This is a genomic window from Geodermatophilus amargosae (assembly GCF_900116515.1).
In the GTDB taxonomy this organism is placed as follows: domain Bacteria; phylum Actinomycetota; class Actinomycetes; order Mycobacteriales; family Geodermatophilaceae; genus Geodermatophilus; species Geodermatophilus amargosae.
This window is the reverse complement of record NZ_FPBA01000026.1, coordinates 37,098-60,149: the sequence shown is the minus strand read 5'-3', so window position 1 is coordinate 60,149 and position 23,052 is coordinate 37,098. Positions and strand designations below refer to the sequence as shown.

The window sequence follows — 23,052 nt, the reverse complement described above, 5'->3', positions numbered from 1 at the left end:
GTCCCGCGGGCGGAGGCCGATCATGGGGGGATGACGGTCACCGCGCTGCCGGCACGGGCTCGATGGGTGTGGGACGCGCGCGACCGGACCCGCGCGGTCCGCGTCTCCGCGCACCCGGCGCAGGGCCTGCTCAACCTGAGCATCTGGCGCGACGACCTGTGCGTCGGGACGGTCAAGCTGCGCCCGGACGAGGTGGCCGGCCTGGTGTCCGGGCTGACCGACGGCCTCGCCCAGCTCGCCGTGACCCCGCCAGCCGTGACCCCGCCAGCCGTGACCCCGCCAGCCGTGACGCCGCCGCCCGCGGCGGGTCCGGCGACGGTCACCGACCTGGAGACGCGGCTGGCCGCCGTCGAGTCGCGGCTGCCGGCCTCGCGCCCGTCCGCCGCCGCCCGCCTGCGGGGCCTGGCCGCCCGGGTGGGCGGGCACCTCCCGTCCGCCCTGCGCGGCTGGGTTCCACCCGTACATTCGGGAGGATGAGCGTCGCTCCCGCCCTGACCGTCGCCCTCGGCGACCGCTTCGCCTCCGCGCTCCCGGAGATGGCGCTGCCGTGGCAGGCCGCGGAGACGCCGGACCCGCGGCTGCTCGCACTCAACGAGCCGCTGGCGGCCGAGCTCGGCCTCGACGCCGACGCGCTGCGCACCCCCGAGGGCCTCGCGCTGCTCACCGGCACCGCCGTCCCCGAGGGCGCCCGGCCGGTGGCGCAGGCCTACGCCGGTCACCAGTTCGGCTACTACAACCCGCGCCTGGGCGACGGCCGGGCGCTGCTGCTCGGCGAGCTGACCGGGGTCGACGGCCGGCTGCACGACCTGCACCTCAAGGGCTCCGGCCGCACGCCGTTCTCCCGCGGCGCCGACGGGCTGGCCGCCGTCGGGCCGATGCTGCGCGAGTACGTCGTCAGCGAGGCCATGGCCGCGCTCGGGATCCCCACCACCCGCTCGCTCGCCGTCGTCGCCACCGGCCGGCCGGTCCGCCGCGAGACCCTGCTGCCCGGCGCGGTGCTCGCGCGGGTGGCGAGCAGCCACCTGCGGGTGGGCAGCGCCCAGTTCGCCCGGGCCACCGGCGACCTCGACCTGCTGCGCCGCCTCGCCGACGAGGCCATCGCCCGGCACCACCCCGCCGCGGCCGGCGCCGAGCAGCCGTACCTCGCGCTGTACGAGGCGGTCGTCGCCGCGCAGGCCGACCTGGTGGCGCGGTGGATGCTCGTCGGCTTCGTGCACGGCGTGATGAACACCGACAACATGACGCTGTCCGGCGAGACCATCGACTACGGGCCGTGCGCGTTCATGGAGGCCTACGACCCCGACACCTGGTTCAGCTCGGTCGACGAGGGCGGGCGCTACCGCTACGGCAACCAGCCGCTCGCCGCCGAGTGGGACCTCGCCCGGCTGGCCGAGGCGCTGCTGCCGCTGTTCGCCGAGGAGCAGGAGCCGGCGGTGGCCCTCGCGGTGGAGGCGCTCGGCCGGTTCCGTCCGCTCTTCGACGCCGCCCTGCTGGCCGGCTGGCGCGCCAAGCTCGGGCTGCCCGAGGGCCTCGACGACGACGTCGCGCGGGGCCTGGTCGACGACCTGCTGGCGCTGCTGCAGGCCAACCGGGTCGACCTGACGAGCTTCTGCCGCGGCCTGTCCCGGGCCGCCCGCGGCGACGCCGAGCCCGCCCGCGAGCTGGTCCTCGACCTCGCCGCCGTCGACGCCTGGCTCGAGCGGTGGCGCGCGCCGGCCCCCGACGCCGACGCCATGGACCGCGTCAACCCGGTGTACGTGCCGCGCAACCACCTCGTCGAGGAGGCGCTGACCGCCGCCACGGCCGGCGACCTCGCGCCGTTCGAGCGGCTGGTCGAGGTGGTCCGCCGCCCGTTCGACGAGCGGCCCGGCCTGGAGCGCTACGCCGAGCAGGGGCCGGAGGGCCCGTTCGTCACCTACTGCGGCACCTGAGCGCGCAGGTCGAGCTCCCACCGCCGGCAGCGGAACGAGCGGCCGGCGAAGTCGACATCGACCTCGCCGCGGTCGGTGAACCCGAGGGAGGCGCACAGCCGGTTCGAGGCGGTGTTGCCCACCGACGGCAGCGCCTCCACCCGGCCCCAGCGCTCCGCGGCTCCCGGCAGGCCGAGCAGCAGCCGGACCGCGGTCCGCGCCACGCCCCGGCCGCGGTGCTGCGGGAGGACCAGCCACTCGATCTCGGCGGCCGCAGGCGGCGAGCCGACCAGCGAGACGTTGCCGGCGGGCACCCAGCCGGCCGGCGTCGACACCTCCGCGACGACGATCTGCGCCCGCCCCGCGGCGGTCTCCGCCACCTCGCGGGCGTGCCCGGCTCGGATCCGGTCGGGCGGCAGCGGGCCGCCGAGGTCGCGCATGGTCCCCGGGTTCCCGCGCAGGGCCAGGTACAGGTCGGCGTCGCCGGGCCCGACCGGGCGGATCCGGACGGCCCCGTCGCGGGCGGTCAGCACACGCCCATCCTGTCCCGCCCCGGTTGCCGGGGGCGGGCCGTCGGGTCGATGCTGCGGCATGGCCTCGAAGAAGCGGTCCGGCACCTCGGTCGAGGAGGCGCCGCAGTCCACCGGCAAGGTCGACAACGCCTGGTACGAGAAGGAGGTCGCCCGGCTGCAGGTGGAGCTGGTCAAGCAGCAGGAGTTCGTCCGCGCGCGGGGGCTGCGCGTCGTCGTCGTGTTCGAGGGTCGGGACGCCGCGGGCAAGGGCGGCGCGATCCAGCGCATCACCGAGACGCTCAACCCACGTGCCGCCCGGGTGGTCGCCCTGCCGGCGCCGACCGAGCGCGAACGGGGGCAGTGGTACTTCCAGCGCTACGTCACCCACCTGCCCACCCGCGGTGAGATGGTCCTGTTCGACCGGTCCTGGTACAACCGCGCCGGCGTGGAGCGGGTCATGGGCTTCTGCACCGACGAGGAGTACGAGGAGTTCCTCCGCTCCTGCCCGGAGTTCGAGCAGATGCTCGTGCGGAGCGGGATCACGCTGCTCAAGTACTGGTTCTCGGTGAGCGACACCGAGCAGGAGAAGCGGTTCCAGGCGCGGCTGCACGACCCCACCAAGCGCTGGAAGCTCAGCCCGATGGACCTCGAGGCGCGCAACCGCTGGGTCGACTTCTCCAAGGCCAAGGACGCCATGTTCGCCGCCACCGACATCCCCGAGGCGCCGTGGTGGGTGGTCGAGGCCGAGGTCAAGAAGCGGGCGCGGATCAACGTCATGACCCACCTGCTCGACCAGATCCCGTACGAGGACCTGACGCCCGAGCCGCCCGACCTGCCGCCGCGCCCGCCGGTCGCCGAGGACTACGAGCGCCCGCCCAAGGACAGCCAGCGCTTCGTGCCCGACGTCGTCCCCGACCGCTCGGCGTGACCCACCCGGGCGCGGGGACGCGTCCTGCGCTCCCGGTGGTTGCAGCGCGGTCTCGCCGCGGCCGCAGGCCTGCGCTGAGCGCGGGACGGACCTACGCTCGTCGGGCCGAGGGCCGGTGGCGGCCCGGAGGGGGCGGTGAGCATGACGCGTAGCCCGGACTTCCTGCCGGTCCTGAGCCGGGGCCGGCACCGCACACCCGTCCGCGGGGCGTGCTTCCTCGAGTACACGGCGCTGCTGGCCGGCGAGGCGTTCAGCGACGCCCCGGCGTGTGTCGACGCCGAGCTGGCCGCGGTGCTGCGGCACGCCAACGACGTCCTGTCCGACGCCGACCGGCCGCGCCTCGTGCCGCTGCTCGGCCGGGCGATCGGCCTGGTCGTCCCCGCGGTGGCCGCGGGACGGGTGCGGCGGGAGGCCGCCCGCCGGTTCACGGTGGCCGTCGGGGTCCCGCTGTCCGCGGAGGAGCGGCGGTGGACCGGCGGTGCCGACGTGGACCGGCTGTTCTGGTCGCTGATGCTCGAACCGGTGCCGGTGAGCACGTCCGCGGCCTGGGTGGACCGCCTCGTCGAGCGCCTGGACCTGCTGCACGGCTGCTTCGAGGAAGCGGTGGCGGAGCTGACGGTCCGGCGCGCGCCCGCGGCGGGCTGACGGCGCGGTTGACCCAGTCGCCTGCCGTCGTCCGCGTGCGCGGGGAGGCCACCGCCGACTCCGCGCCCGACCGCGCGACCCTCGCGGTGCACGTCCGCGAGTCGTCGCCCGAGAGCCGCTCCGCCGCGCTGGCGCGGGCCTCGGCCGTGGCGGCGGACCTGCGTGCGGCACTCGACGGTGCCCCGGGGGTCCGCCGCGTCGTGCTGTCGCGGGTGTCGGTGCACGAGCGGTGGGCGTGGGACCCGGCCGCCGGGACCGACGAGCGGGCCGGCTGGGAGGCGACGGTCGGCGGCACGGTGCAGGCCGACGCCGGCGCCGTGCCCGAGGTGGCCGAGGCGGTGGCAGCGGCCGGTGCCGGGATCGGCGGGGTCTCCTGGGAACTCGACGACCCGGCCGCTGCGCGCCGCGCCGTCCGCCGGGCCGCCGTCGGCGCCGCCCGGGAGGCCGCCACCGACCTCGCCGACGCCGTCGGCCGGACACTCGGGCCGCTGCGCGAACTCGCCGACCCCGGGCTGTCCTCGGCGGCCGCCGGCGGCCCGGAGACGATGGCGGCCATGGCCCGCGGCTCGGCCGGCGGCGGCCCGGCGCTCGACCTCGATCCGCAGGACGTGACCGTGCACGCCGTCGTGGAGGCCACCTACGCGCTGGGGGAGTGACCGCGGCGCGTGTCATGATCGGCCGGTCGGCGCCGGCCCCCGCCCGGGGACACCCGCCGGCCCAGACCCTCGGGACGGACCGTCCGCCCGGCGCCGGCCCGGCAGCTGCTGCCGGATCCCCGCCGGGCAGCGGCCCGCCCGCGCGAGGACCGACATGACCATCCAGCCCTCCCGCCCGCCGTCGCCCTGGCCGGGCTCCCGGTACGAGACCGAGCACCGCTGGGACCTCGACGACGTCGCCACGCTCACCGAGGCCGCTGCCCGGGTCCGTGCGCTGGCCGCCGACCTGCGCGCCGCGCACGCCGCCGGCTGGACGCTGACCGAGCCGATGCGCGACGGCCACCTGGTCGCCACCCGGCCGTCCCGGCGCCAGCGCGCCCGCACCGCTCCCGGCCCGGTGCCGCTCCCGGGACCGGGTACGGCGCCCGTCCTGTGCTGGCGGGTCCGGGTGGTCGACGAGCCGCCCGTCCCGGGTGACGACGTGCTGTCCCTCGACGCCGTCCCGGACACCCCGGTGGTGGCCCGCGCCGGAGGACGCCTCGTCCAGGTGACGGGTCCCGTCCTGCCGGCGGACGTGCTGGCCGAGGTGGGCCGCCAGGTGTCCGCCGGTGAGCTCGGCACGCGGCGGTGGGCTGTCGTGGCCGCCCGGATCGGTCCCGGCCGCGACCTCGTCGCCGACGGCAGCGCCCTGCGGGTGCACGCCGTGCTGGGCGGCGTCCTGGTCCGGACCCTCGAGGGGCTCACGTTCCGGCACGCGGCCGACCGGGCCGCCACGCTGCCCGACGCCGCGGCCGCCTACGAGCGGCTGACCCGGGCCGCGGAGGCGATGGCCGCGGCCGGCGGACGCCTCACCGACACCGACGACGGCCTGCTGCACGTCCGGTACGGGCGCTGATGGCGGCCCACACCGCCGCGGACGGCGCGGTCCTGCGCGCCGACGTCGTCGGCCGGGACGACGGGCCGACCCTGGTCGTGCTCGCCGGCGGCGCGGCCGCGCACCCCGCCTACCTCGGCGACCTGGCCGGGCTGGGGGAGCGGTACCGGCTCGTGGTGCCGCACCTGCGCGGCGTCGGCCGGTCCGCACACGCGGCGCCGGCCTCACGGTGGGAGCAGGCCGACGACGTCGACCGGTTGCGGGCCTCGCTCGGCCTCGACCGGTGCACGGTGGTGGCGCACTCGGCAGGCACCCGCCTGGCGGTCGCGCACGCCGCCCGGTTCCCCGAGCGGGTGGCCGCCCTGGTGCTGGTGCGGCGCTCGAGGCACTCGGGGAGGAGCCGGACCTGACCGACGACGATGCCTTCACGGCCTGGCGGCTGCGCAGTGCGCCCCTCGGCTACGCGCGCTGGGACGCGACGGCGCAGGCACACGCCGGCGGCATGCGGTACTCCGTGGCCGCGGCGCGCGCGTTCATGGCCGGGGAGACGCCCGCGGACCTGCACGAGCGGCTCCGCGCCGTGACCGCACCCGTCCTGGTGGTCGCCGGGGCGCAGTAGGCCTCGACCGGGGTCGCGCCGGTGCTCGCGGTGGCCGGCCCGTGAGGAACGCGTCGACGGCGAACCGGAAGGCGGCCGGCTGCTCGACCCACGGGAAGTGCCCACTTCCCTCGACGACGGCGGTCTCCCCCCCCCCCCCCGGTGGAATGTGCACGTCGATGACCGGTCCGGCTCTCGGGTCAGAAGGGCGGTGGGCTGTCGTCGTCCGGTTCGGCGGGCGGCGGTCCGGTGTCGTCTGTGGGTGGTGATCGCAGGCCCGGTGGCCGGGTGGTACGGGTGATGCCCGAGGGCGTGGTGACGGTGAGGACGCCGTCGGGGCTCATCTGGAACCGCCAGCCGCGGGCGAAGGTCTTCAGGCGGTGGTGGCTGCGGCACAGGCAGCACAGGTTGGCGCAGTCGGTGGCGCCGCCGCAGGTGTGCGGGATGACGTGGTCGGCGTCGGCCCACCCCACCCGCTGGCCGCAGGTGGGGAAGCGGCAGGTGCGGTCGCGGGTGCTCACGAAGCGGTGCTGGGCGGCGGAGGGGCCGTAGCGGTCGACCGGCTCGGGCCGGTCGAGCACGGCACAGCCGCAGTCGGCGCCTGGAGCGGCGGGGTGGTCGGGGCAGCCGCGGTGGGCGAGGCGGCGCAGCTGGTCCAGGGTGCTGGTGGCCCGCAGGGCGCCGTCCTCGTCGGTGAGGGCGAGTGTGACCGATCCGCCCTCGGGGGTGCGCACGCCGAGGGCGTCGAGCTGGGCGAGCAGGTCGCGCAGCTGTGCGGCGGTGATCGGCAGGCCGTTGACCTCGCCGGGCTGGTCACTGCGGCCGGCCAGTGCGGCGAGGGTGGCGATGATCTGCAGGTGCGCGGTCACCGGTGGGCGGGTGTCGTCCCAGGGGCGCTGCAGCAGGTCGGCGAACACCAGGGTGCGCAGTTCACCGATGGGCCGCTCGTCGCCGTCGGCCTCGAGCATCCGCGCCAGCTCATCGACCAGCGCGTGGCAGGCGGCGGCGACGTCGGCGGGCAGATCGGCGGCGAGGGTGGCCATGCCCTCCTGCGGGGACGGGTGGACCCGGACGTCGGCGCGCCGCCGAGCTGCGCCCGCCGCCGGTCGGCGGCCTCGGCGTCCAGCTCGAGCAGAAGGGCCAAGGCGCGCTTCTTCAGCTTCCCGACGGTCAGCTGCGCTGCCTCGGGCAGCAGCCGGACCTCGACCTGGCGGGCGACCGCGGGGTCGGTGTGCTCCAGGACCTCGACCAGCGTCCGGGCGCGGTACTCGTCCAGCTCCCCGGCGGCCATCGCCGCCCAGGTGGCCGGCAGATAGGTGCGGTAGGTCCAGGCCCGGTGCGCCAACTGCCTCGCGGCCAGCCGCCCGCAGTTGAGGACCATCGCCAGCTCGGCGGGGAAGAACTCCGAGACGCCGGGCAGCTCGGGATCGGGCTTCCACGACCGCGCCCGAGCGCCGGGTGTCCCGGGTGCCGGGTCGTCGTCATCGGGGGAGTCGTCGGCCAGACCCAGGACCAGCTCGGCCTCGTAGGCGGCGGCCCGTGCCTTCACCGCCTGCAATCGCTGCAGCTCCGCGGCCTTCCGCTCGCGGGACAGCAGCGCGACCGGCAGGCGCCGGAGGGGCGCGGGCTGCTCGACCAGCCACCCTGCGAGGGCCCGCTCGATGAGCGACCTGGGACCGGCGACCTCCTGCACGACCCCGAACCTACGGATGGGGTCCGACAGTTCCCGCAGGTCAGAGCCGGGCCGGGTCCACTTCGACCTCGACGGTGACCACGTCGCCGTCGTCCTTGCCGTGGCGGATCCGCGCCGGCACCGGGAGCAGCCAGCCGGCCGAGCGGTCGCGCCAGACGCTGGTCGACCACGTCCGCCCGTCGACCGTCGCCGTCACCGGCACGCGGCCGAAGGAACCGGCCGTCTCGGGCGCGTGCTCCGCGGGCACCGGAGCGAAGACCCAGCCGCCCGCGCCGGGCCAGCGGACGAGCGTCGCGTCGAAGGGCACGCGCCCAGCGTGCCGGAGGGGGACGACAGGTCAGCCGGCGAGGACCAGCCCGACGCCGGCCAGGGGCACGGCCACGAACAGGAAGACGCCGACCGGCCCGAGGGCGCCGCTGAGCTCCGGCTGCTCCCGCTCCGGCCCCGTGCCGAGGAAGGCGCGGGCGTCGGAGGTCTCGGCCCGGGCCGCCAGAGTCCCGCTGAGCAGTCCGATGAGCCCGCCGACCACGATCATCGAGATCCCCAGCCGGGACCTGGAGCCGCCGTCGGCGACCGCCACCCACACACCGGCCGCGGCGCAGGCGAGCGCGGCCCCCACGGACAGCATCACGGCCGCCTGCCGGAGTGCCCGGACCACGTGCACGGCCGGGACCGTACGGGTGCCGGTCAGGCGGCGAGCGCGTCCAGCACGTCCCGCGCGCGGGTCCACAGCAGCGCGCCGCCCTCGTCGTCGAGCACGGTGTGCCGGGCGCCGGGGATCCGGCCGGCCAGCGTCCGGCCGAGGTCGGGGGAGTGGACGGTGCTGGTGTCCTGCGCGCCGTACCAGAGGTGCACCGGCACGGTCAGGTCCTCGGGCTGCACGGGCCACGGACCCAGCGCGGTGACCAGGTCGCGCGCGTAACCGGCGGCGCCCTGGCGGAACCCGTCGTCGAGGGCCGCGCGGACGGCGGGGCCGAGGTCGGTGCCCTCGTACCGCGCCCGGTCCACCGGTGCGGCGGTGGTGAGGATGACCTGCCACAGCCAGTCGGCGCCCGCGACCCGGGCGATCTCCCGCTCGAACCCGGCCGGGTCGGCCTCGGCGGCGTCGAGCATCCCGGCGACCTCGGGCACGAGGAGGTGCCGCTGGGCGCGCAGGTCGTCCTGGCCGGCCACCAGGGCCACGGCGTCGAGCAGGCTGGCGCCGACGAGTGCGACGGCGAACGGGGCGCCCTGCGAGAAGCCGACGCCGAGGACCCGGCGCAGTCCGAGCGCCTCGACCAGGTGCCCGACGTCGGCGGCCCACGACCCGTACGTCTTCGCCGGGTCCGGTGAGGACCGGCCCAGCCCGGGACGGTCGAGGGCCAGCAGCCGCAGACCCCGGTCGGACAGGAGGTCGGTCCCGAAGCCCAGGACGCCGCTCATCCCGGCGCCGGGGCAGAAGAGCACCGGCCGGCCGTCCTGCGGCCCCCACTCCGACCACGCGAGGCCGCGGCCGTCGGGGAGCCGGAGTTCCGACGGTGTCCCGCGTTCCATCCGTCCTCCCCGTGGTCTCCGGGCGCCGGCCACTCGCCCGCCGTGATCCTGGCACCGCCGTCCTGGGGACCCGGCCTCCGGGGGCGGGCGGTGCCCCGGGATCTCACCCGGAGGGTGGGGTTTCGTTCACGGGCGCGCCGGCCGGGCCGTGTCATCGTGACCGCGTGTCCGCCGCCGCTGCCGCCACCGGGGTCGCCGTACTCCTCGGCCTGGCCGCAGGGTCGGCAGTCGACCGCGCTGCCGCGAGTTACCCGTGGCCGACTGTACGGCGATCGGGGACGAGGCATCGTGACGCCCGGTTCTCCGTGGTCGCACCGGCGCCGCCGACCCAGGACCACCGCGCAGGGGAGCGGCGCGCGACGCGGCCGGTCCCGGTCCTCCTCACCGCCGCCCTGTGCGCGCTCACCGCGTTGCGCTTCGGGGCCTCCGCCGAGCTGCCCGCCTACCTCCTGCTCGTCGTGGCCGGGGTCCTGCTGGCCGTCATCGACCGGGACCACCACCTGCTGCCCAACCGGGTCGTGCTGCCCACCCTGGTCGCCGGCGCCGTCCTGTTCTCCGGCGCCGCTGCGGTCACGGGGGAGTGGCCGGCCCTGATCCGTGCAGGGCTCGCGGCCGCGGCGGTGTTCGCCGTCCTCCTCGGCATGGCGCTCGTCTCCCCGGCCGGCATCGGGATGGGGGACGTGAAGCTCGGCGCCGTCCTCGGGCTGAACCTCGGCTGGCTGGGCTGGCCGCACGTCCTCCTCGGGTTGTCCGCCGGCTTCGTCGTCCAGGCGCTGCTGGCGCTGGCGCTCATGGCGACCCGCCGCGTGGGGCTGCGCACGGAACTGCCCTTCGGCCCGGCGCTGCTGCTGGGCACCGGACTGGTCGTCCTGGCTCCGCTGGTCATCTGAGCGCGGTCGGATACTGACCGTCACCGTCGACGTGCGGAACGCACTCGGTGGGATGAACCCCCTCCGCACATGGGGTGAAGGTCGCTCAAGTCCCCGCATCTCCTGTCCGACGGGAATGGCAGCGCCGTGACAGGCCGGGTCGACCGACCCGGACCGGGCGGCCCGCCCCCACTGGAGAGAACCGTGCTGAACCCGCTCGCCACCCTCGTCACCCTCGTCTCCCTCGCCAAGGACCGCGTGGAGCGGGAGGAGAAGGGCGCCACCGCCGTCGAGTACGGCCTCCTGGTCGGTCTGATCGCCGTCGCGATCATCGCGACCCTGCTCCTGCTCGGCCCGGAGCTGCGCGACCTCTTCGACAAGGTGGTGACCGGGCTCGAGGGCGCCAACGCGCAGAGCTGATCCACACGCATCGGACTCCGGGCGTCGTGGCGACGAGTCGCCACGACGCCCGGCCGGCACGTCGAGGAGAGGGAGGGTGAGATGAGGGAGCGGCTGAGGCGCGAGCGCGGCGCCAGCGTCGTCGAGTTCGCGCTGATCGTGCCCCTGCTGATCGTCCTGGTCCTCGGCATCATCGAGTTCGGACACGCCTTCCAGGTGCAGGGGACGCTGTCCGCGGCGGCCCGGGAGGGCGCTCGGGTGATGGCGTTGCAGAGCGATCCGGCCGCCGCCCGGGCCGCCGTCCGCGACGCCGCCCCGACCCTCGATCCGGCGATCACCGACGCCCAGATCGCCATCTCGCCCGCCGCGTGCCCGGCCACCACGACGACCACGGCCAACGTGCGGGTGACCATCAGCTACCCGATGCCCGTCCTGACCGGCTTCTTCGGGGCCGACGTCGACCTCACCGGGACGGGGGTCATGCGGTGCAACGGCTGATCCCCGCGCTGCGCGCCCGCGTCCGGCGTCGGTTGGCCGGCGAGCGGGGTGCGGCGGCCGTCATCCTCTCCGTCCTGCTCGTTCCGCTGCTCGGGTTCACGGCGATCGCCGTCGACGTCGGCGCCCTCTACGCCGACCGGGCGCGGCTGCAGGTCGCCGCCGACGCCGCCGCTCTCGCCGTGGCCCGCGACTGCGCCCGCGGCGCCTGCGGCGACATGCAGGCCACCGCCCAGGAACTGGTCGACGCCAACAGCGACGCCGACGCCGGCGCCGGGGCGGCCACCGCGGCGCCACCGGTGCTCCAGAGCGCCCCCACCCGCGTGACGGTCACCGGTAGCGCCCCCCGCGAGCACTGGTTCGCTCCCGTCATCGGTCACGACTCGAGCTCGGTGTCTGCGACGGCGACCGTCACCTGGGGTGCGCCCAGCGGCGGGACGGCGATGCTGCCGCTGATCTTCTCCTGGTGCGAGTGGCAGGCCCAGACCGGCGGCGGCATGCCGTCGACCACGACGCAACGCACCATCGTGCTGCCCAAGAAGTCCGACACCGGCTGCACCGGGCCCTCGCACCTGTTCGTGCCCGGCGGCTTCGGCTGGCTGGAGTCCGACGGCGGCAACACCTGCAGGGCGACCACGCGCGTGGGCCACCGCTACGACTCCGAGCCGGGCAACAACCCCTCGCAGGGCTGCTCGGTCGGCGACATCGCGGCACTGGTCGGCCGGACCGTGCTGCTGCCGATCTTCGACGAGGCCGGCGGCACCGGCAGCGGGGCCTGGTACGAGGTCTACGGCTACGCCGCCTTCACGATCACCGGCTACCACTTCGGCGGGCAGTACGACTCCGGCGAGCCCTGCAGGGGCGAGGACCGCTGCATCCGCGGCTACTTCACCCGCTTCGTCGACGCCTCTGGCGCCTTCGACACCAGCACCGACGCCCCCGACCTGGGCGCGTCCATCCTCCGACTGATCCGATAGGGGCCCTCACGTGAGACGCCGACTGCTCGCCGCCGTCGCGGCGCTGGTGCTCGTGGCCGCCGGCACCGTGGTGCTGCTGGCCTACGTGCGTGGCGCCGACGCCCGGGCCCTCGCCGGGGTGCGCACGGTCGAGGTGCTCGTGGTCGACCAGCCGGTCCCCGAGGGCACCCCCGCCGAGGAGCTCGCCGGCCTGGTCCGTACCGAGGTGATGCCCGCCAAGGCGGCGGTCGAGGGACGGGTCACCGACCTCGAGCAGCTCGCCGGCCAGGTCGCCACCGTGGACCTCGAGCCCGGCGAGCAGCTGCTGGCCGGGCGGTTCGCTGCGCCCACCGACCTGCAGGCGCCCGGCACCGTGCCGGTGCCCGAGGGGCTCTCGGAGGTGAGCGTGGTGCTCGAGCCGCAGCGTGCGGTCGGGGGCCGGCTGGCCGCCGGGGACGAGGTCGGCGTCTACGTCTCGATGGACCTGCAGGGCAACATCGACGCCGACCCCGAGGACGAGCAGATCGGCACCACGCACGCCACCCTGCACGGCGTCCTCGTCACCCAGGTCCAGGGCGCTCCGGCGCCCGCGGGCGCCGAGGGTGGTGACGTGGAGACCGCCTCGGCCACCAGCGTCGCCCCGACGGGGAACGTGATGGTCACGATGGCCCTGCCGGCCCGCGACGCCGAGCGGGTGGTCTTCGGCATGGAGCACGCGACCGTCTGGCTGGCGCTCGAGCGCGAGGGCACCGACACCTCCGGCACCCGGGTTGTCACCCAGGGCAACGTCTACGGCGACCTGCTCGCCGCCCTGGGCACCGTGGCCGCGGAGTCGGCGGAATGAGCCGCGTCGTCCTCGCCGGCGCCGGCGACGACCTCCGCGCGGCGGTCGTGGCCGCCGTGGACGGCGACGTCCAGGTCCTGCCGCCCGGACGGTTGCCCGCCGATCCGGCCCGGCTGTTCGAGCTGCTCATCGACGGCGAGCTGCCCGACGTCCTGCTCGTCGGCCCGCTGGCGCCCGTGCACGAGGTGCTCACCCTGGCCGGGCGGCTGGACGTGCAGTGCCCCGGGATCAGCGTCGTCCTGCTCGCCGAGCCGACGCCGGAGCTGTGGCAGGCGGCGATGCGGGCCGGCATCCGCGACCTGCTGCCACCGGGCGCCGAGCCGGCCGACGTCGCCGCGGCCGTCGAGCGCGCCGGCGCGGCCGCCGCCGACCGGCGCCGGGTCCTGCGCCCCCTGGAGGAGACCGCCCGGTTCACCGGCCGGGTCATCACGCTGGCCTCGCCCAAGGGTGGCGTCGGCAAGACGACGGTGGCGACCAACCTCGCCGTCGGCCTGGCCACCGCGTCCCCGCAGGGGACCGTGCTGGTCGACCTCGACGTGCAGTTCGGCGACGTGGCCTCCGCGCTCGGCCTGGTGCCGGAGTACACGCTGCCCGACGCCGTCCACGGCCCGGCCAACCAGGACACGATGGTCCTCAAGACCTTCCTCACCCGGCACCTCAGCGGCCTGTTCGCCGTCTGCGGCTCGGAGTCGCCGGCCGCCGGGGACACCGTGACCGCCGAGGACGTCACCCGCCTGCTGAGCGCCCTGTCGCGCGAGTTCCGCTACGTCGTCGTGGACACCGCGCCCGGGCTCTCGGAGCAGACGCTGGCCGCCATCGACAGCGCCACCGACGTGGTCCTGCTCAGCAGCATGGACGTCCCCGGCGTCCGTGGCCTGCGCAAGGAGGTGCAGGTGCTCGGCGAGCTCGGCATGATCCCGGCCGGCCGGCACATGGTGATGAACATGGCCGACCAGAAGAACGGGTTGTCCCGGCGCGACGTCGAGTGCGCGATCGGCGCGGGGGTGGACGTCGTCATCCCGCGGTCGCCGGCGGTCCCGGCGTCGACCAACCAGGGCGTGCCGATCCTGGCCAGCAACGGCAAGGACCCGGCGGCCAGGGAGCTGCGCCGGCTGGTCGCCCGGTTCGCGGCCACCCCGCTGGTCAAGCCCGGCCGCTACCGCGCCAAGCACCGGGCGGCGGCGTCGTGAACCTCGCCTCCCGCCTCGCCGCGGCCAAGGGGCGGCCCGCCGAGCCGGCGCCCCCGCCCGTCGCGCTGCGGAAGCCGGTGCCGGAGTCGGCGCCGCCGGTGGTCCTCGTGCCCCGGTCCGTCCCTCCGGCCGCCGCGGCACCCCCGACCGACGCCCTCACACGGCTGAAGGACCGCGTCGCCAAGGCGCTGTTCGAGCGCATGGGGTCGCGGATGAACGACCCGTCGCTGTCGGAGGAGCAGCTGCGCGGCATCGTCCTCGGCGAGCTCGACGTCGTCGTCGACGAGGAGAAGGTGCCGCTCTCGCCCGACGAGCGGGCCCGGCTGACGGCGGAGCTGGCCGACGACGTGCTGGGCTTCGGCCCGCTGCAGAAGCTGTTGGACGACCCTACGGTCACCGAGATCATGTGCAACGGCCCCGACATGGTCTACGTGGAGCAGGGCGGCAAGCTGGTGCGCAGCGTCGCCCGGTTCACCTCCGACGAGCACCTGCGCCGGGTGATCGACCGGATCGTCTCCAAGGTGGGACGCCGGATCGACGAGTCCTCGCCGATGGTCGACGCGCGGCTGGCCGACGGCTCCCGCGTCAACGCGATCATCCCGCCACTCGCCTTCTCCGGCTCGACGCTGACGATCCGGAAGTTCGCCAAGGACCCGTTCGGGGTCGAGGACCTCATCGGGTTCGGCACGCTCAGCCCGGAGATGGCCGAGCTGCTGCACGCCTGCGTCGAGGCCCGGCTCAACATCATCGTCTCCGGTGGTACCGGTACGGGGAAGACGACGCTGCTCAACGTGCTGTCGTCCTTCATCCCGGAGGGCGAGCGGATCGTCACCATCGAGGACGCCGTGGAACTGCAGCTGCAGCAGGAGCACGTCGTCCGGCTGGAGTCCCGCCCGCCGAACATCGAGGGCAAGGGCGCGGTCACCATCCGCGACCTGGTCCGCAACAGCCTGCGGATGCGCCCCGACCGGATCGTGGTCGGGGAGTGCCGCGGTGGCGAGTCGCTGGACATGCTGCAGGCGATGAACACCGGCCACGACGGCTCGCTGTCGACGGTGCACGCCAACTCCCCGCGCGATGCCATCGCCCGGCTGGAGACGCTGGTGCTCATGGCCGGCATGGACCTGCCGCTGCGCGCCATCCGTGAGCAGATCGCCTCGGCCGTGGACGTCGTCGTCCAGCTGACCCGCCTGCGCGACGGCACCCGGCGGGTCACCCACGTGACCGAGGTGCAGGGCATGGAAGGGGAGACGGTGACCCTGCAGGACGCGTTCTTGTTCGACTACTCGGCCGGCGTCGACCCCTCCGGCCGCTTCCTCGGCAAGCCGGTCCCGACCGGCGTGCGGCCGCGGTTCACCGACCGCTTCGAGGATCTCGGCATCCGGGTCTCCCCGTCGGTGTTCGGGATGCCCCAGCCGGCGCAGGTGCGGAGGCGGGCCTGATGTCCCCGGCGCTCCTGTTCCTCGGGCTGGTGCTCGTGGCCGGCGGCCTGGCCCTCCTGGTCCTCGGCGCCGTGCCGGCCGGTCCGCGCCGGGTGCCGCTGGCCCGCCTGGACCCCACGACGGCGCCGCCGCCGACGCTGCTGTCCAAGGTGACCACGCAGGCGCAGGGCGGCGTCGAGCAGGTGCTGGCCAGGCGGGGCGGAGCCGGGGCCGGCGCGGCCGCCCTGGAGAGGGCCGGCATCGCGATGGGGCTGCCCGAGGTCGTGCTGCTCACCGGTCTGGCCACGCTGGTGCTCGGTGCGGTCGGCTGGCTGCTCGGCGGTGTGCTCGCGGGGCTGCTCCTCGCGCTGCTCGCCCCGCTGGGCGCGCGGGTGGCGGTCCGGCTCCGGACCGGCCGGCGGCAGGCCCGGTTCGCCGACCAGCTCGACGACGCGCTGCAGCTGATGGCCAGCAGCCTGCGTGCCGGGCACAGCCTGCTGCGCGCGGTGGACGCGGTGGCCGACCAGGCGCCGGCCCCGATCGGGGAGGAGTTCGCGCGGATCGTCAACGAGACCAGGGTGGGCCGGGACCTCGGCGCCGCGCTCGACGAGGTGGCCGTGCGGGTGGACAGCGACGACTTCCGCTGGACCGCCCAGGCCATCGCCATCCACCGGGAGGTCGGCGGCAACCTGGCCGAGGTGCTCGACACCGTCGGCACCACGATCCGGGAGCGCAACGCCATCCGCCGTCAGGTGAAGGCACTGTCGGCCGAGGGCCGGCTGTCGGCCTGGGTGCTCATGACCCTGCCGGTCGGCATCGTCGCCTTCCTGACGGCCACCAACCCGGTCTACCTCTCCGCGTTCACCGAGTCCCTGCCCGGCTGGATCATGATCCTCGTGTCGGTGGTCCTACTGGTCGTCGGCGCGCTGTGGCTCAAGAAGACCGTGGCGATCCGGTTCTGATGAGCACCGTCCCCGCCACCATCCTCGCCGCCACGCTGGCGGTGGCCGCCGGCGTCCCCCTGCTGGGCTGGGCGCTGTTCGCGCGCCCGCAGGACGCCGCCGCGCGGTCCCGGGCCAACCTCACCCGTGGGCTCGACATGTCCGGCGCCGACCCGCGGGCCGCCGTCCGGGCACGTCCGGGGCTGCTCGGGCGCCTGGTCTCCGCGCTGACACCGGCGGGCACCGTGGTCCGGCTCGACCGGATGGCCGGCGCAGCCGGGCGGCCCGCCGCCTGGCCCGTCTCCCGGCTGGTCGCCGCCAAGCTGGTGCTGGCCGCGATCGCGGCGGCCCTCGGGCTGCTGGTCGTCAGCGGCCGGCCGGGGGCGCTCACCGTGCTCGTGGCCGTCGGCACCACGGTCGTCGCGTACTCCGTCCCGGAACTGCTGCTCTACAGCCGGGGCCAGGAACGCCAGCAGGCCATCGGGCTGGAGTTGGCCGACACCCTCGACCAGATGACCATCGCCGTGGAGGCCGGCCTCGGTTTCGAGGCCGCCATGGCCCGGGCCGGGAAGAACGGGCGGGGTCCGCTGGCCGAGGAACTGGTGCGCACCCTGCAGGACATCGGCGTCGGCCAACCTCGCCGCGAGGCCTACCTCGCGCTGGCCGAACGCGCCGGAGTGGAGGACCTGCGGCGGTTCATCCGGGCCGTCGTCCAGGCCGACGTCTACGGCGTCTCGATCGCCGACGTGCTGCGCACCCAGGCGGCCGAGATGCGGCTCAAACGCCGGCAGCGCGCCGAGGAGAAGGCCATGCAGATCCCGGTCAAGGTCATCTTCCCGTTGATGCTGTGCATCCTGCCGGTCCTGTTCATCGTGCTGCTCGGCCCGGCTGTCATGGACATCGTCGAGGCCTTCGGCTGAGGAACGCGACGGCCGCGCACCCACCGGGTGCGCGGCCGTCGTCGTGTGGGGGAGGCCTAGCGCGGCTGGGCCGGGTTGGTGGGGTCGCCCTGCGACGGCGGGTTGATCGCCGGGCCGGTCGTCGCCTCGGAGACCTTCGAGCCGGACGAGGCGGGCGCCGGGTCGTCGGCGGCCGCGGCGGCCGGGTCGCCGCCGGAGGGCTGGGCGCCCTCGTGCAGCGACTTCAGCCGGTTCCCCATGGCCATGACGACCTTGAGGCGGTTTGCGTGGGCCTTCTCGTAGTCGAGCAGCGTCTGCAGGCCGGTGGCGTCCAGCGTGCGGATGCGCGAGATCAGTCCATCCACCGGCAGGTGGTCGTAGTCGGGCAGCGGCAGCTGGTCGTGCTCGGTCATGGCGACCGCCTACCCGCCCCTCCCGGATCCGACACGGTGTGTGGCGGTCGGGTCGGTGGGTAGGCGGCGAGCAGTGCGCGTCCCGCCGCGGACGCCGTCCCGCACACCGACCAGCACCGTCCCCATGAGCACCGAGGAAGTGGTCCCCACCCCATGGACGTGTCGTTCCTGGCACCGGTCTTCGAGGCCGACGGCCCCTTCGCCACCGTGACGGCCGACGTCACGCACAACACCGAGAACGCCGACACCGAGCTCGACCTCCGTGTCCGCGCGGTCGCCGACAAGCTCACCGAGCAGGGTGCGCCGTCGGCCGTCGTCGAGGCGGTGCGCAGCCGGCTGCTCGAGGGCAACGACGGCGGTGAGGCAGGCACCATCCGCGGCCGTGCGGTCGTCGCCGCCGCCGACGGCACGGTCGTCCTCGACCAGGCCCTCGCCGACGTCCCGCGCCAGGAGCTCGCCGAGTGGTCGCCGCGGCCGCACCTGCTGCCGGTGCTGCGCGCGCTGCCCGGGCGCGTGCCGCACGTCGTCGTCCTCACCGACCGCGTCGGTGCCGACCTCACCCTCGCCCACCTCCCCGGCCACGCCGACGAGGAGGAGACGGTGGAGGGCGACAGCTTCCAGATCCGCAAGATCCAGGGTGGCGGCTGGGCGCACCACCGGTACCAGCACAACGCCGAGAACAAGTGGGTGCACAACGCCGACGACGTCGCCGAGCACATCGCCTCGGTCGTGCGCCGGGTGCACCCCCGCTTCGTGCTGCTGGCCGGGGACATGCGTGCGCGGCAGATCCTCACCGACCGCGCCAGCGGGCTGTGGTCGGACCTGATCGTGTCCATCGACGAGGGCGGCCGCGCCGCCGGCGCCGACCGCGAGCCCGTGGAGCGCAAGGCCGCCGAGCTGGTCGCCGAGCACGAGGCCCGCGACGAGGCCGAGACCGTCGAGAAGATCAGCTCCGCCGGTGCCCACGGCCTGGCCGTGACCGGCACCGCGAACGTGGTGGAGGCCCTGCGCAAGGCCCAGGTGGAGACGCTCGTGCTCGCCGACCCCGCCGACGACGAGCAGCTGCTCGTGGGCGCCTCGCCGCTCGAGCTCGGCGTCGACCAGGCCGACATGGACGCCCTCGGTGTCCAGGAGGTGCACTCGGTGCCGGCCGACAGCGCGCTGCTGGCGGCCGCGGTGGCCAGCACCGCCGGCCTCGTCGTCGTGCCGCGCGCGGCCATGCCGGGCGACATCCCCGTGGCGGCGATCCTCCGCTACACCGACGAGTCCACGCCCACCCCACAGTGACGGAGGCAGCAGCCATGACCGACCCCCACCAGGAGGGCACCCCCGCCGGGACCAGCCCGGCCGACCTCGACCGTCGCGCGGCGATCGCCGAGACGCTCGGCAAGGAGGTCTGGCCGGCCGACCGCGACACCCTGGTCGCCCGCGCCGAGGAGTCGAACGCTCCCGACCGTGTCCTGTCGGACCTGCGCCGGCTGCCGTCGGGCCGGCAGTTCGAGAACGTGCAGGACGTCGCCCGGGAGCTGGGCATCGGCACCGAGCAGCACCGGTTCTGAGGAGGACCCCGTGGTCACGCAGAAGGAGCCGAGCCCCGAGGCCCTGGCCAACGTCACCGAGCACAACATCGAGACGCGCGCCGACCTGCTCCCCGAGGAGGCGGGGATGAAGGGCAGCGGCATGGAGGAGGTCGCCGCCGAGATCATCCTGGCCGAGTCGGAGGAGCGCACCGTGCACGCCGACCCGGACGACGCCCAGGGCGCGCACCGCCAGTCCGCCGAGACGGCGGACCTGCCCTGAGCGGGCTGCACGAGCACCCGGTCCAGCTCCGCTGGTCCGACACCGACGTCTTCGGGCACGTCAACCACGCCCGCGTGCTCGGGCTGCTCGAGGACGCACGGCTGTCGATGGTCGACTCCACGCCGGGCGCGGGGATCATCCTCGCCCGGCTGGAGATCGACTACCTCCGCCAGGTGCACTACCGGGTCGGTGAGCACCTGACGGTCGCCACCTCGATCACCCGGCTGGGCCGCAGCTCCATCGGCATGCGCCAGGAACTCACCCAGGACGGCGAGGTGGCCCTGCGCGCGGACATGGTCCTGGTCGCCTTCGACTACGCCGCCGACGCGTCGGTGCCGCTGACCGACGACCAGCGCGCGCACTGGTCGCGCTGGCTGGTCGACCGACCGGGCGACGGCGGGGTCGCCGGCAGCATCGCCGACGGGGCCGCCGGGTAGGGGAGCGGCATGGCCAAGACGACGAAGGGCGGCGACGCCGAGCCCGAGGAGATCCCCAGCACGCTGCGGCGTTCGGACGAGAAGGCGCAGCGCACGTTCGCCAAGGCCCACGACTCCGCCGTCGAGGGGTACGACGGCGACGAGCAGCGGGCCAACCGGGTGGCGTGGGCGGCGGTCAAGCACACCCACGAGAAGGTCGGCGACCACTGGGAGCCGAAGGAGCACAACGGCCCCTCCGACGCGCAGGCCGAGGGCGGCGCGGACACGGACCGGGAGACCAAGGGTGGCGTCGACGCCAACGCCACCAAGGAGCACCTGATGGACGTGGCGAAGCGCCTGGACGTGCAAGGCCGCTCGTCGATGACCAAGGACGAGCTGGTCGACGCCATCCAGAAGGCCAACGACAGGGCGACGGCGAAGGCCCGTCAGGGCTGATCGGCCGGGACGGTCCAGAGCTCGCGCTGCGGCCGGCCGAGCGGCGCCGTCCCGGTGCGGGTGAGGACGACCTGCTCCTCGAGCGCCAGCCGCAGGCACTGGCCGTCCCACTCGGGCACCGGCACGCGGACGGCGAGCTCCACGGCGAAGACGGTGCCCGGGTGCAGCACGCGGTCGCCGTCGCCGGGGACGCCGCGCTGGTCGTCCCACCGGCCGATCGCCGGCCCGGCGCCGTGCCCGTGCACGCCGACCGGGTGGGAGTAGACGTCGGTGGGCAGGCCCTCGGCCGCGGTGGCGGCCCGGGCGTCGGCGAGCACCTCGTTGCCGGTGCGGCCCGGCACCAGCGCGGCCGCGGTCAGCTCCTGCGCGCGGCGGCTGGCGGCCCACGCCTGCCGCAGGCCGGCCGGGGCGGCGTCCTCCCCGGGGCGCAGCAGGTAGGCGCTGCGCTGCAGGTCGGTGGCCAGGCCCAGGCTGGAGAGGCCGGCGTCGCAGGTGACCAGGTCGCCGGGCTCCAGGACGGCGTCCTGCGGCACGGCGGGCAGGTCGACCCCGGAGTCCGGTCGCAGCGGCACGCCGGCGCGCTGCACGGTCACCCCGGGGTGGAACCACGGCGGGGTGCCGAGGTCGGCCAGGCGCTCGTGCACCGCCCACGCCAGGTCCGCGGCGGTGGTCAGGCCCGGGACGAGCGCCGCGGGGGAGAGGACCTCGGCCAGCACCCGGTCGGTGAGCCGGGCCAGGGCGTCGAGCGCGGCCACTTCCTCGGGCAGCCGCGTCTCCAGCCAGCCGACGACGAGGTCCTCGGCGGACACCAGTCGGTCGGCGAGGTCGCCCAGCGCCCCGGCGAGCAGCCGGTGCTCGGCCACCGACAGCCCGTCGGCCAGCGGGCACCCGGCGGAGACGTCGATGCCGATCCGGCGCGGGTCGGCCTGGGTCACGATCCGCCGCACCGCTGCCCACAGGGCGCGCTCGTCCCCGTCAGCGTCCCCGCCGTCCTCCGTGCCGTCGTCCTCGGGGGACCAGCCGGGCAGGTACTGGCCCACCGGGTAGCGGGAGACCGCGACCGGTGTGACGCCGTCGTCGCTGCGGTGCAGGACCAGGACGACGAGCCGGCGGGCCGACAGCCAGGTCGCCGGCAGCAGGGTGGGCAGGACCGGGTCCTCGCTGCCCTCGCGGCCGACGACCAGCCACAGGTCGATGCCGGCGCGGTCCATGAGGCCGGGCAGCAGGTCGAGCAGGCGCTGGGTCAGCCACCGGTCGCGGACGTCGGCCTGCTCACGCAGCGGCAGGGGCACCGTCCGCGTCGGGTCGGGGACGACCAGCGTCATGGGGACAGGGAAGCAGAGAACCGCCGCCGCCACCCGCTGAAGAGCAGCCGGTCAGCCGTCAGCCTGACTCGGTCCGGGAGACGTCGGGCAGCCGCGGGCAGGGCACGGTCGGCGGGTTCAGCAGCTCGGCGGCCGGGGCCCGGCGCGGTGAGGGCGGCGGAGGAGGCGCGAAGGTGGCCACGCGGTCGCGGCCGCCCTGCTTGGCCGCGTACATCGCCGCGTCCGCCCGGTCGACCAGCCGCCACAGCGCCCCGCCGGCGTCCTCGCCGTCGCCGGGGCGGGTCAGGGCGACGCCGATGGAGGCGGTCACCGCGTGCCCGTGCGCGCTGCGCGCGGCGCACACCGCGAGCCGCAGCCGCTCGGCGAGGTGGGCCGCCTCGCCGGGGTCGCCGACCAGCCCGAGGACCACCAGCTCCTCCCCGCCGAGGCGGGCGAGGACGTCGCTGGGCCGCACGGTGTCGGCCAGCACACCGGCGACGGCCTGCAGGACGGCGTCCCCGGCGGCGTGCCCGTGCCGGTCGTTGACCAGCTTGAAGTGGTCGAGGTCGATGACCAGCGCGGCGACCCGCTGGCCCTCGCGGCGGGCCTGCCGCCACAGGCGCGGGACCTGCTCCACCAGGTACCGGCGGTTGGCCAGCCCGGTGAGCGGGTCGTGCTGCGAGAGCGCCTCGGTGGCCGCGAGCAGCCGCTGCTCACGCCGGCGCAGCAGGCTCACGCCCACGGCGACGAGGTCGAGCATGCCCGCGGAGATGGCCGCCTGGACCGCCAGCCCGCCCACGCCGTCGTAGCTGTGCTGCATCGCGACCACGACGGCCACCGGCGTGACCGCCATGTGCACGGCGAGCATCCAGGGGACGAGGAACCAGGCGGCCACCACCGACGGGAAGAGCAGCACCAGCGGCGTCGCGTAGCGGACCGGGTCCTCGATGCACAGCGCGACGACGACGTAGACGAGGTCGCCGAGCAGCACCAGGCCGAAGGTCTGCCACACCCCGACGCGGCGGCGTACCACCAGCGGCACGGCCGCCAGCAGGCACGCGGCCATGGTGACGCCGTAGGTCGTGCGCACGACGCCGTCGCGGACGACGCCGTCGAGGGCCAGGTTGACCAGGCCCGTGAGGCCGCCGGTGACGAGCAGGACGGCGAGCAGGAGCGCGGCCACCCGGTTCTCGGGACCACCGGGCCCGAGGACGGTCCCGGACGGCGGCTCGTCGACGACGCGTGGCCGGACTGGGGTCACCGCCGCAGCTTGCCCTATGGGGGCGGTGTCGTGCGCGGT

General features: G+C 75.6%; 29 protein-coding genes. 21 read left to right on the top strand and 8 right to left on the bottom strand.

Features of this window, described 5'->3' with window-relative positions; genetic code table 11:
• Positions 1-30: 30 nt before the first annotated feature.
• Together BM414_RS23975 and BM414_RS23970 are read left to right on the top strand one after the other, a co-directional pair.
• On the top strand, positions 31-477 hold the full coding sequence (locus tag BM414_RS23975; protein WP_139246018.1) for a hypothetical protein: 447 nt from the start codon (positions 31-33) through the stop codon (positions 475-477).
• Entirely contained in the window at positions 474-1,931 is a 1,458-nt protein-coding gene (locus tag BM414_RS23970; protein ID WP_093583681.1) for a protein adenylyltransferase SelO, read from the top strand. Before BM414_RS23975 ends, BM414_RS23970 begins: the two co-directional genes overlap by 4 nt.
• Here BM414_RS23970 and BM414_RS23965 read toward each other — a convergent pair.
• Complete coding sequence (locus BM414_RS23965; protein ID WP_175551772.1) at positions 1,916-2,443, bottom strand: GNAT family N-acetyltransferase; 528 nt, start codon at positions 2,441-2,443, stop codon at positions 1,916-1,918. The two genes, BM414_RS23970 and BM414_RS23965, sit on opposite strands and share 16 nt — an antisense overlap.
• 58 nt (positions 2,444-2,501) lie before the next feature.
• On the opposite strand from BM414_RS23965, the gene ppk2 reads away from it, so the two are divergent.
• The 5 genes from ppk2 (at position 2,502) to BM414_RS23945 (ending at position 5,935) form a co-directional block, all read left to right on the top strand.
• A complete protein-coding gene (ppk2, locus tag BM414_RS23960) occupies positions 2,502-3,350 on the top strand; it encodes a polyphosphate kinase 2 (protein WP_093583677.1) in 849 nt (282 codons plus the stop codon).
• A gap of 135 nt (positions 3,351-3,485) precedes the next feature.
• Positions 3,486-3,995 carry a hypothetical protein gene (locus tag BM414_RS29685; RefSeq protein ID WP_175551771.1) on the top strand — a complete coding sequence of 170 codons (510 nt, stop codon included), beginning with the start codon at positions 3,486-3,488 and terminating at the stop codon, positions 3,993-3,995.
• Between the two features lie 8 nt (positions 3,996-4,003).
• Positions 4,004-4,651, top strand: a complete 648-nt coding sequence (locus tag BM414_RS23955) for an SIMPL domain-containing protein (protein ID WP_175551770.1) — start codon at positions 4,004-4,006, stop codon at positions 4,649-4,651.
• 154 nt (positions 4,652-4,805) lie between these two features.
• A complete protein-coding gene (locus BM414_RS23950; protein WP_093583673.1) occupies positions 4,806-5,546 on the top strand; it encodes a hypothetical protein in 741 nt (246 codons plus the stop codon).
• Positions 5,546-5,935: an alpha/beta fold hydrolase gene (locus BM414_RS23945; RefSeq protein ID WP_093583671.1), complete on the top strand. Its 390-nt coding sequence runs from the start codon at positions 5,546-5,548 to the stop codon at positions 5,933-5,935. Before BM414_RS23950 ends, BM414_RS23945 begins: the two co-directional genes overlap by 1 nt.
• A 1,053-nt stretch (positions 5,936-6,988) precedes the next feature.
• Here BM414_RS23945 and BM414_RS31105 read toward each other — a convergent pair.
• From BM414_RS31105 to BM414_RS23925, 4 genes are read right to left on the bottom strand one after another with little or no spacing between them, the layout of a single operon-like run.
• Complete coding sequence (locus BM414_RS31105) at positions 6,989-7,816, bottom strand: DUF222 domain-containing protein (protein ID WP_245784951.1); 828 nt, start codon at positions 7,814-7,816, stop codon at positions 6,989-6,991.
• 40 nt (positions 7,817-7,856) lie between these two features.
• Positions 7,857-8,123: a DUF1905 domain-containing protein gene (locus BM414_RS23935; RefSeq protein WP_093583669.1), complete on the bottom strand. Its 267-nt coding sequence runs from the start codon at positions 8,121-8,123 to the stop codon at positions 7,857-7,859.
• A gap of 30 nt (positions 8,124-8,153) precedes the next feature.
• Complete coding sequence (locus BM414_RS23930; RefSeq protein WP_139246015.1) at positions 8,154-8,480, bottom strand: hypothetical protein; 327 nt, start codon at positions 8,478-8,480, stop codon at positions 8,154-8,156.
• A gap of 23 nt (positions 8,481-8,503) precedes the next feature.
• The gene (locus BM414_RS23925) at positions 8,504-9,349 is read right to left on the bottom strand and encodes an alpha/beta fold hydrolase (protein ID WP_093583665.1); all 846 of its coding nucleotides are present in this window, start codon (positions 9,347-9,349) and stop codon (positions 8,504-8,506) included.
• A gap of 305 nt (positions 9,350-9,654) precedes the next feature.
• On the opposite strand from BM414_RS23925, the gene BM414_RS23920 reads away from it, so the two are divergent.
• The 9 genes from BM414_RS23920 (at position 9,655) to BM414_RS23880 (ending at position 17,384) form a co-directional block, all read left to right on the top strand.
• Positions 9,655-10,239, top strand: coding sequence for a prepilin peptidase (locus BM414_RS23920; protein ID WP_245784950.1), 585 nt, complete (start codon positions 9,655-9,657; stop codon positions 10,237-10,239).
• Between the two features lie 183 nt (positions 10,240-10,422).
• Positions 10,423-10,638, top strand: coding sequence for a Flp family type IVb pilin (locus tag BM414_RS23915; protein WP_175551769.1), 216 nt, complete (start codon positions 10,423-10,425; stop codon positions 10,636-10,638).
• Between the two features lie 81 nt (positions 10,639-10,719).
• Positions 10,720-11,115: a TadE/TadG family type IV pilus assembly protein gene (locus tag BM414_RS23910; RefSeq protein ID WP_093583661.1), complete on the top strand. Its 396-nt coding sequence runs from the start codon at positions 10,720-10,722 to the stop codon at positions 11,113-11,115.
• The gene (locus BM414_RS23905; protein WP_245784949.1) at positions 11,103-12,089 is read left to right on the top strand and encodes a pilus assembly protein TadG-related protein; all 987 of its coding nucleotides are present in this window, start codon (positions 11,103-11,105) and stop codon (positions 12,087-12,089) included. Before BM414_RS23910 ends, BM414_RS23905 begins: the two co-directional genes overlap by 13 nt.
• 10 nt (positions 12,090-12,099) lie before the next feature.
• Positions 12,100-12,912 carry a Flp pilus assembly protein CpaB gene (cpaB, locus tag BM414_RS23900; protein WP_093583659.1) on the top strand — a complete coding sequence of 271 codons (813 nt, stop codon included), beginning with the start codon at positions 12,100-12,102 and terminating at the stop codon, positions 12,910-12,912.
• Positions 12,909-14,102, top strand: coding sequence for a CpaE/TadZ family protein (locus tag BM414_RS23895; RefSeq protein WP_093583657.1), 1,194 nt, complete (start codon positions 12,909-12,911; stop codon positions 14,100-14,102). The genes cpaB and BM414_RS23895 overlap by 4 nt, the downstream gene beginning before the upstream one ends.
• Complete coding sequence (locus BM414_RS23890; RefSeq protein ID WP_093583656.1) at positions 14,099-15,544, top strand: TadA family conjugal transfer-associated ATPase; 1,446 nt, start codon at positions 14,099-14,101, stop codon at positions 15,542-15,544. The genes BM414_RS23895 and BM414_RS23890 overlap by 4 nt, the downstream gene beginning before the upstream one ends.
• Positions 15,544-16,485 carry a type II secretion system F family protein gene (locus BM414_RS23885; RefSeq protein WP_093583654.1) on the top strand — a complete coding sequence of 314 codons (942 nt, stop codon included), beginning with the start codon at positions 15,544-15,546 and terminating at the stop codon, positions 16,483-16,485. Before BM414_RS23890 ends, BM414_RS23885 begins: the two co-directional genes overlap by 1 nt.
• Positions 16,485-17,384 carry a type II secretion system F family protein gene (locus tag BM414_RS23880; RefSeq protein WP_093583652.1) on the top strand — a complete coding sequence of 300 codons (900 nt, stop codon included), beginning with the start codon at positions 16,485-16,487 and terminating at the stop codon, positions 17,382-17,384. Before BM414_RS23885 ends, BM414_RS23880 begins: the two co-directional genes overlap by 1 nt.
• A 56-nt stretch (positions 17,385-17,440) precedes the next feature.
• On the opposite strand, the gene BM414_RS23875 is transcribed toward BM414_RS23880, so the two are convergent.
• The gene (locus tag BM414_RS23875) at positions 17,441-17,776 is read right to left on the bottom strand and encodes a DUF8129 domain-containing protein (protein ID WP_093583650.1); all 336 of its coding nucleotides are present in this window, start codon (positions 17,774-17,776) and stop codon (positions 17,441-17,443) included.
• Positions 17,777-17,929: 153 nt separating this feature from the next.
• Between BM414_RS23875 and BM414_RS23870 the strand changes: the two genes are divergently transcribed.
• From BM414_RS23870 to BM414_RS23850, 5 genes are read left to right on the top strand one after another with little or no spacing between them, the layout of a single operon-like run.
• Positions 17,930-19,063 carry a baeRF2 domain-containing protein gene (locus tag BM414_RS23870; RefSeq protein ID WP_093583648.1) on the top strand — a complete coding sequence of 378 codons (1,134 nt, stop codon included), beginning with the start codon at positions 17,930-17,932 and terminating at the stop codon, positions 19,061-19,063.
• Positions 19,064-19,077: 14 nt separating this feature from the next.
• A complete protein-coding gene (locus tag BM414_RS23865) occupies positions 19,078-19,335 on the top strand; it encodes a DUF2795 domain-containing protein (protein ID WP_093583721.1) in 258 nt (85 codons plus the stop codon).
• Between the two features lie 10 nt (positions 19,336-19,345).
• Positions 19,346-19,576 (top strand): hypothetical protein, encoded by a 231-nt coding sequence (locus tag BM414_RS23860; protein WP_093583646.1) that lies wholly within the window; start codon positions 19,346-19,348, stop codon positions 19,574-19,576.
• Positions 19,573-20,013, top strand: a complete 441-nt coding sequence (locus BM414_RS23855; RefSeq protein WP_093583644.1) for a thioesterase family protein — start codon at positions 19,573-19,575, stop codon at positions 20,011-20,013. Before BM414_RS23860 ends, BM414_RS23855 begins: the two co-directional genes overlap by 4 nt.
• Before the next feature lie 9 nt (positions 20,014-20,022).
• Positions 20,023-20,448 carry a ChaB family protein gene (locus tag BM414_RS23850; protein ID WP_093583642.1) on the top strand — a complete coding sequence of 142 codons (426 nt, stop codon included), beginning with the start codon at positions 20,023-20,025 and terminating at the stop codon, positions 20,446-20,448.
• Here BM414_RS23850 and BM414_RS31515 read toward each other — a convergent pair.
• Positions 20,439-21,773 (bottom strand): M24 family metallopeptidase, encoded by a 1,335-nt coding sequence (locus BM414_RS31515; protein WP_093583640.1) that lies wholly within the window; start codon positions 21,771-21,773, stop codon positions 20,439-20,441. The two genes, BM414_RS23850 and BM414_RS31515, sit on opposite strands and share 10 nt — an antisense overlap.
• A gap of 58 nt (positions 21,774-21,831) precedes the next feature.
• Positions 21,832-23,013, bottom strand: coding sequence for a GGDEF domain-containing protein (locus BM414_RS23840; protein WP_093583638.1), 1,182 nt, complete (start codon positions 23,011-23,013; stop codon positions 21,832-21,834).
• Positions 23,014-23,052 lie beyond the last annotated feature (39 nt).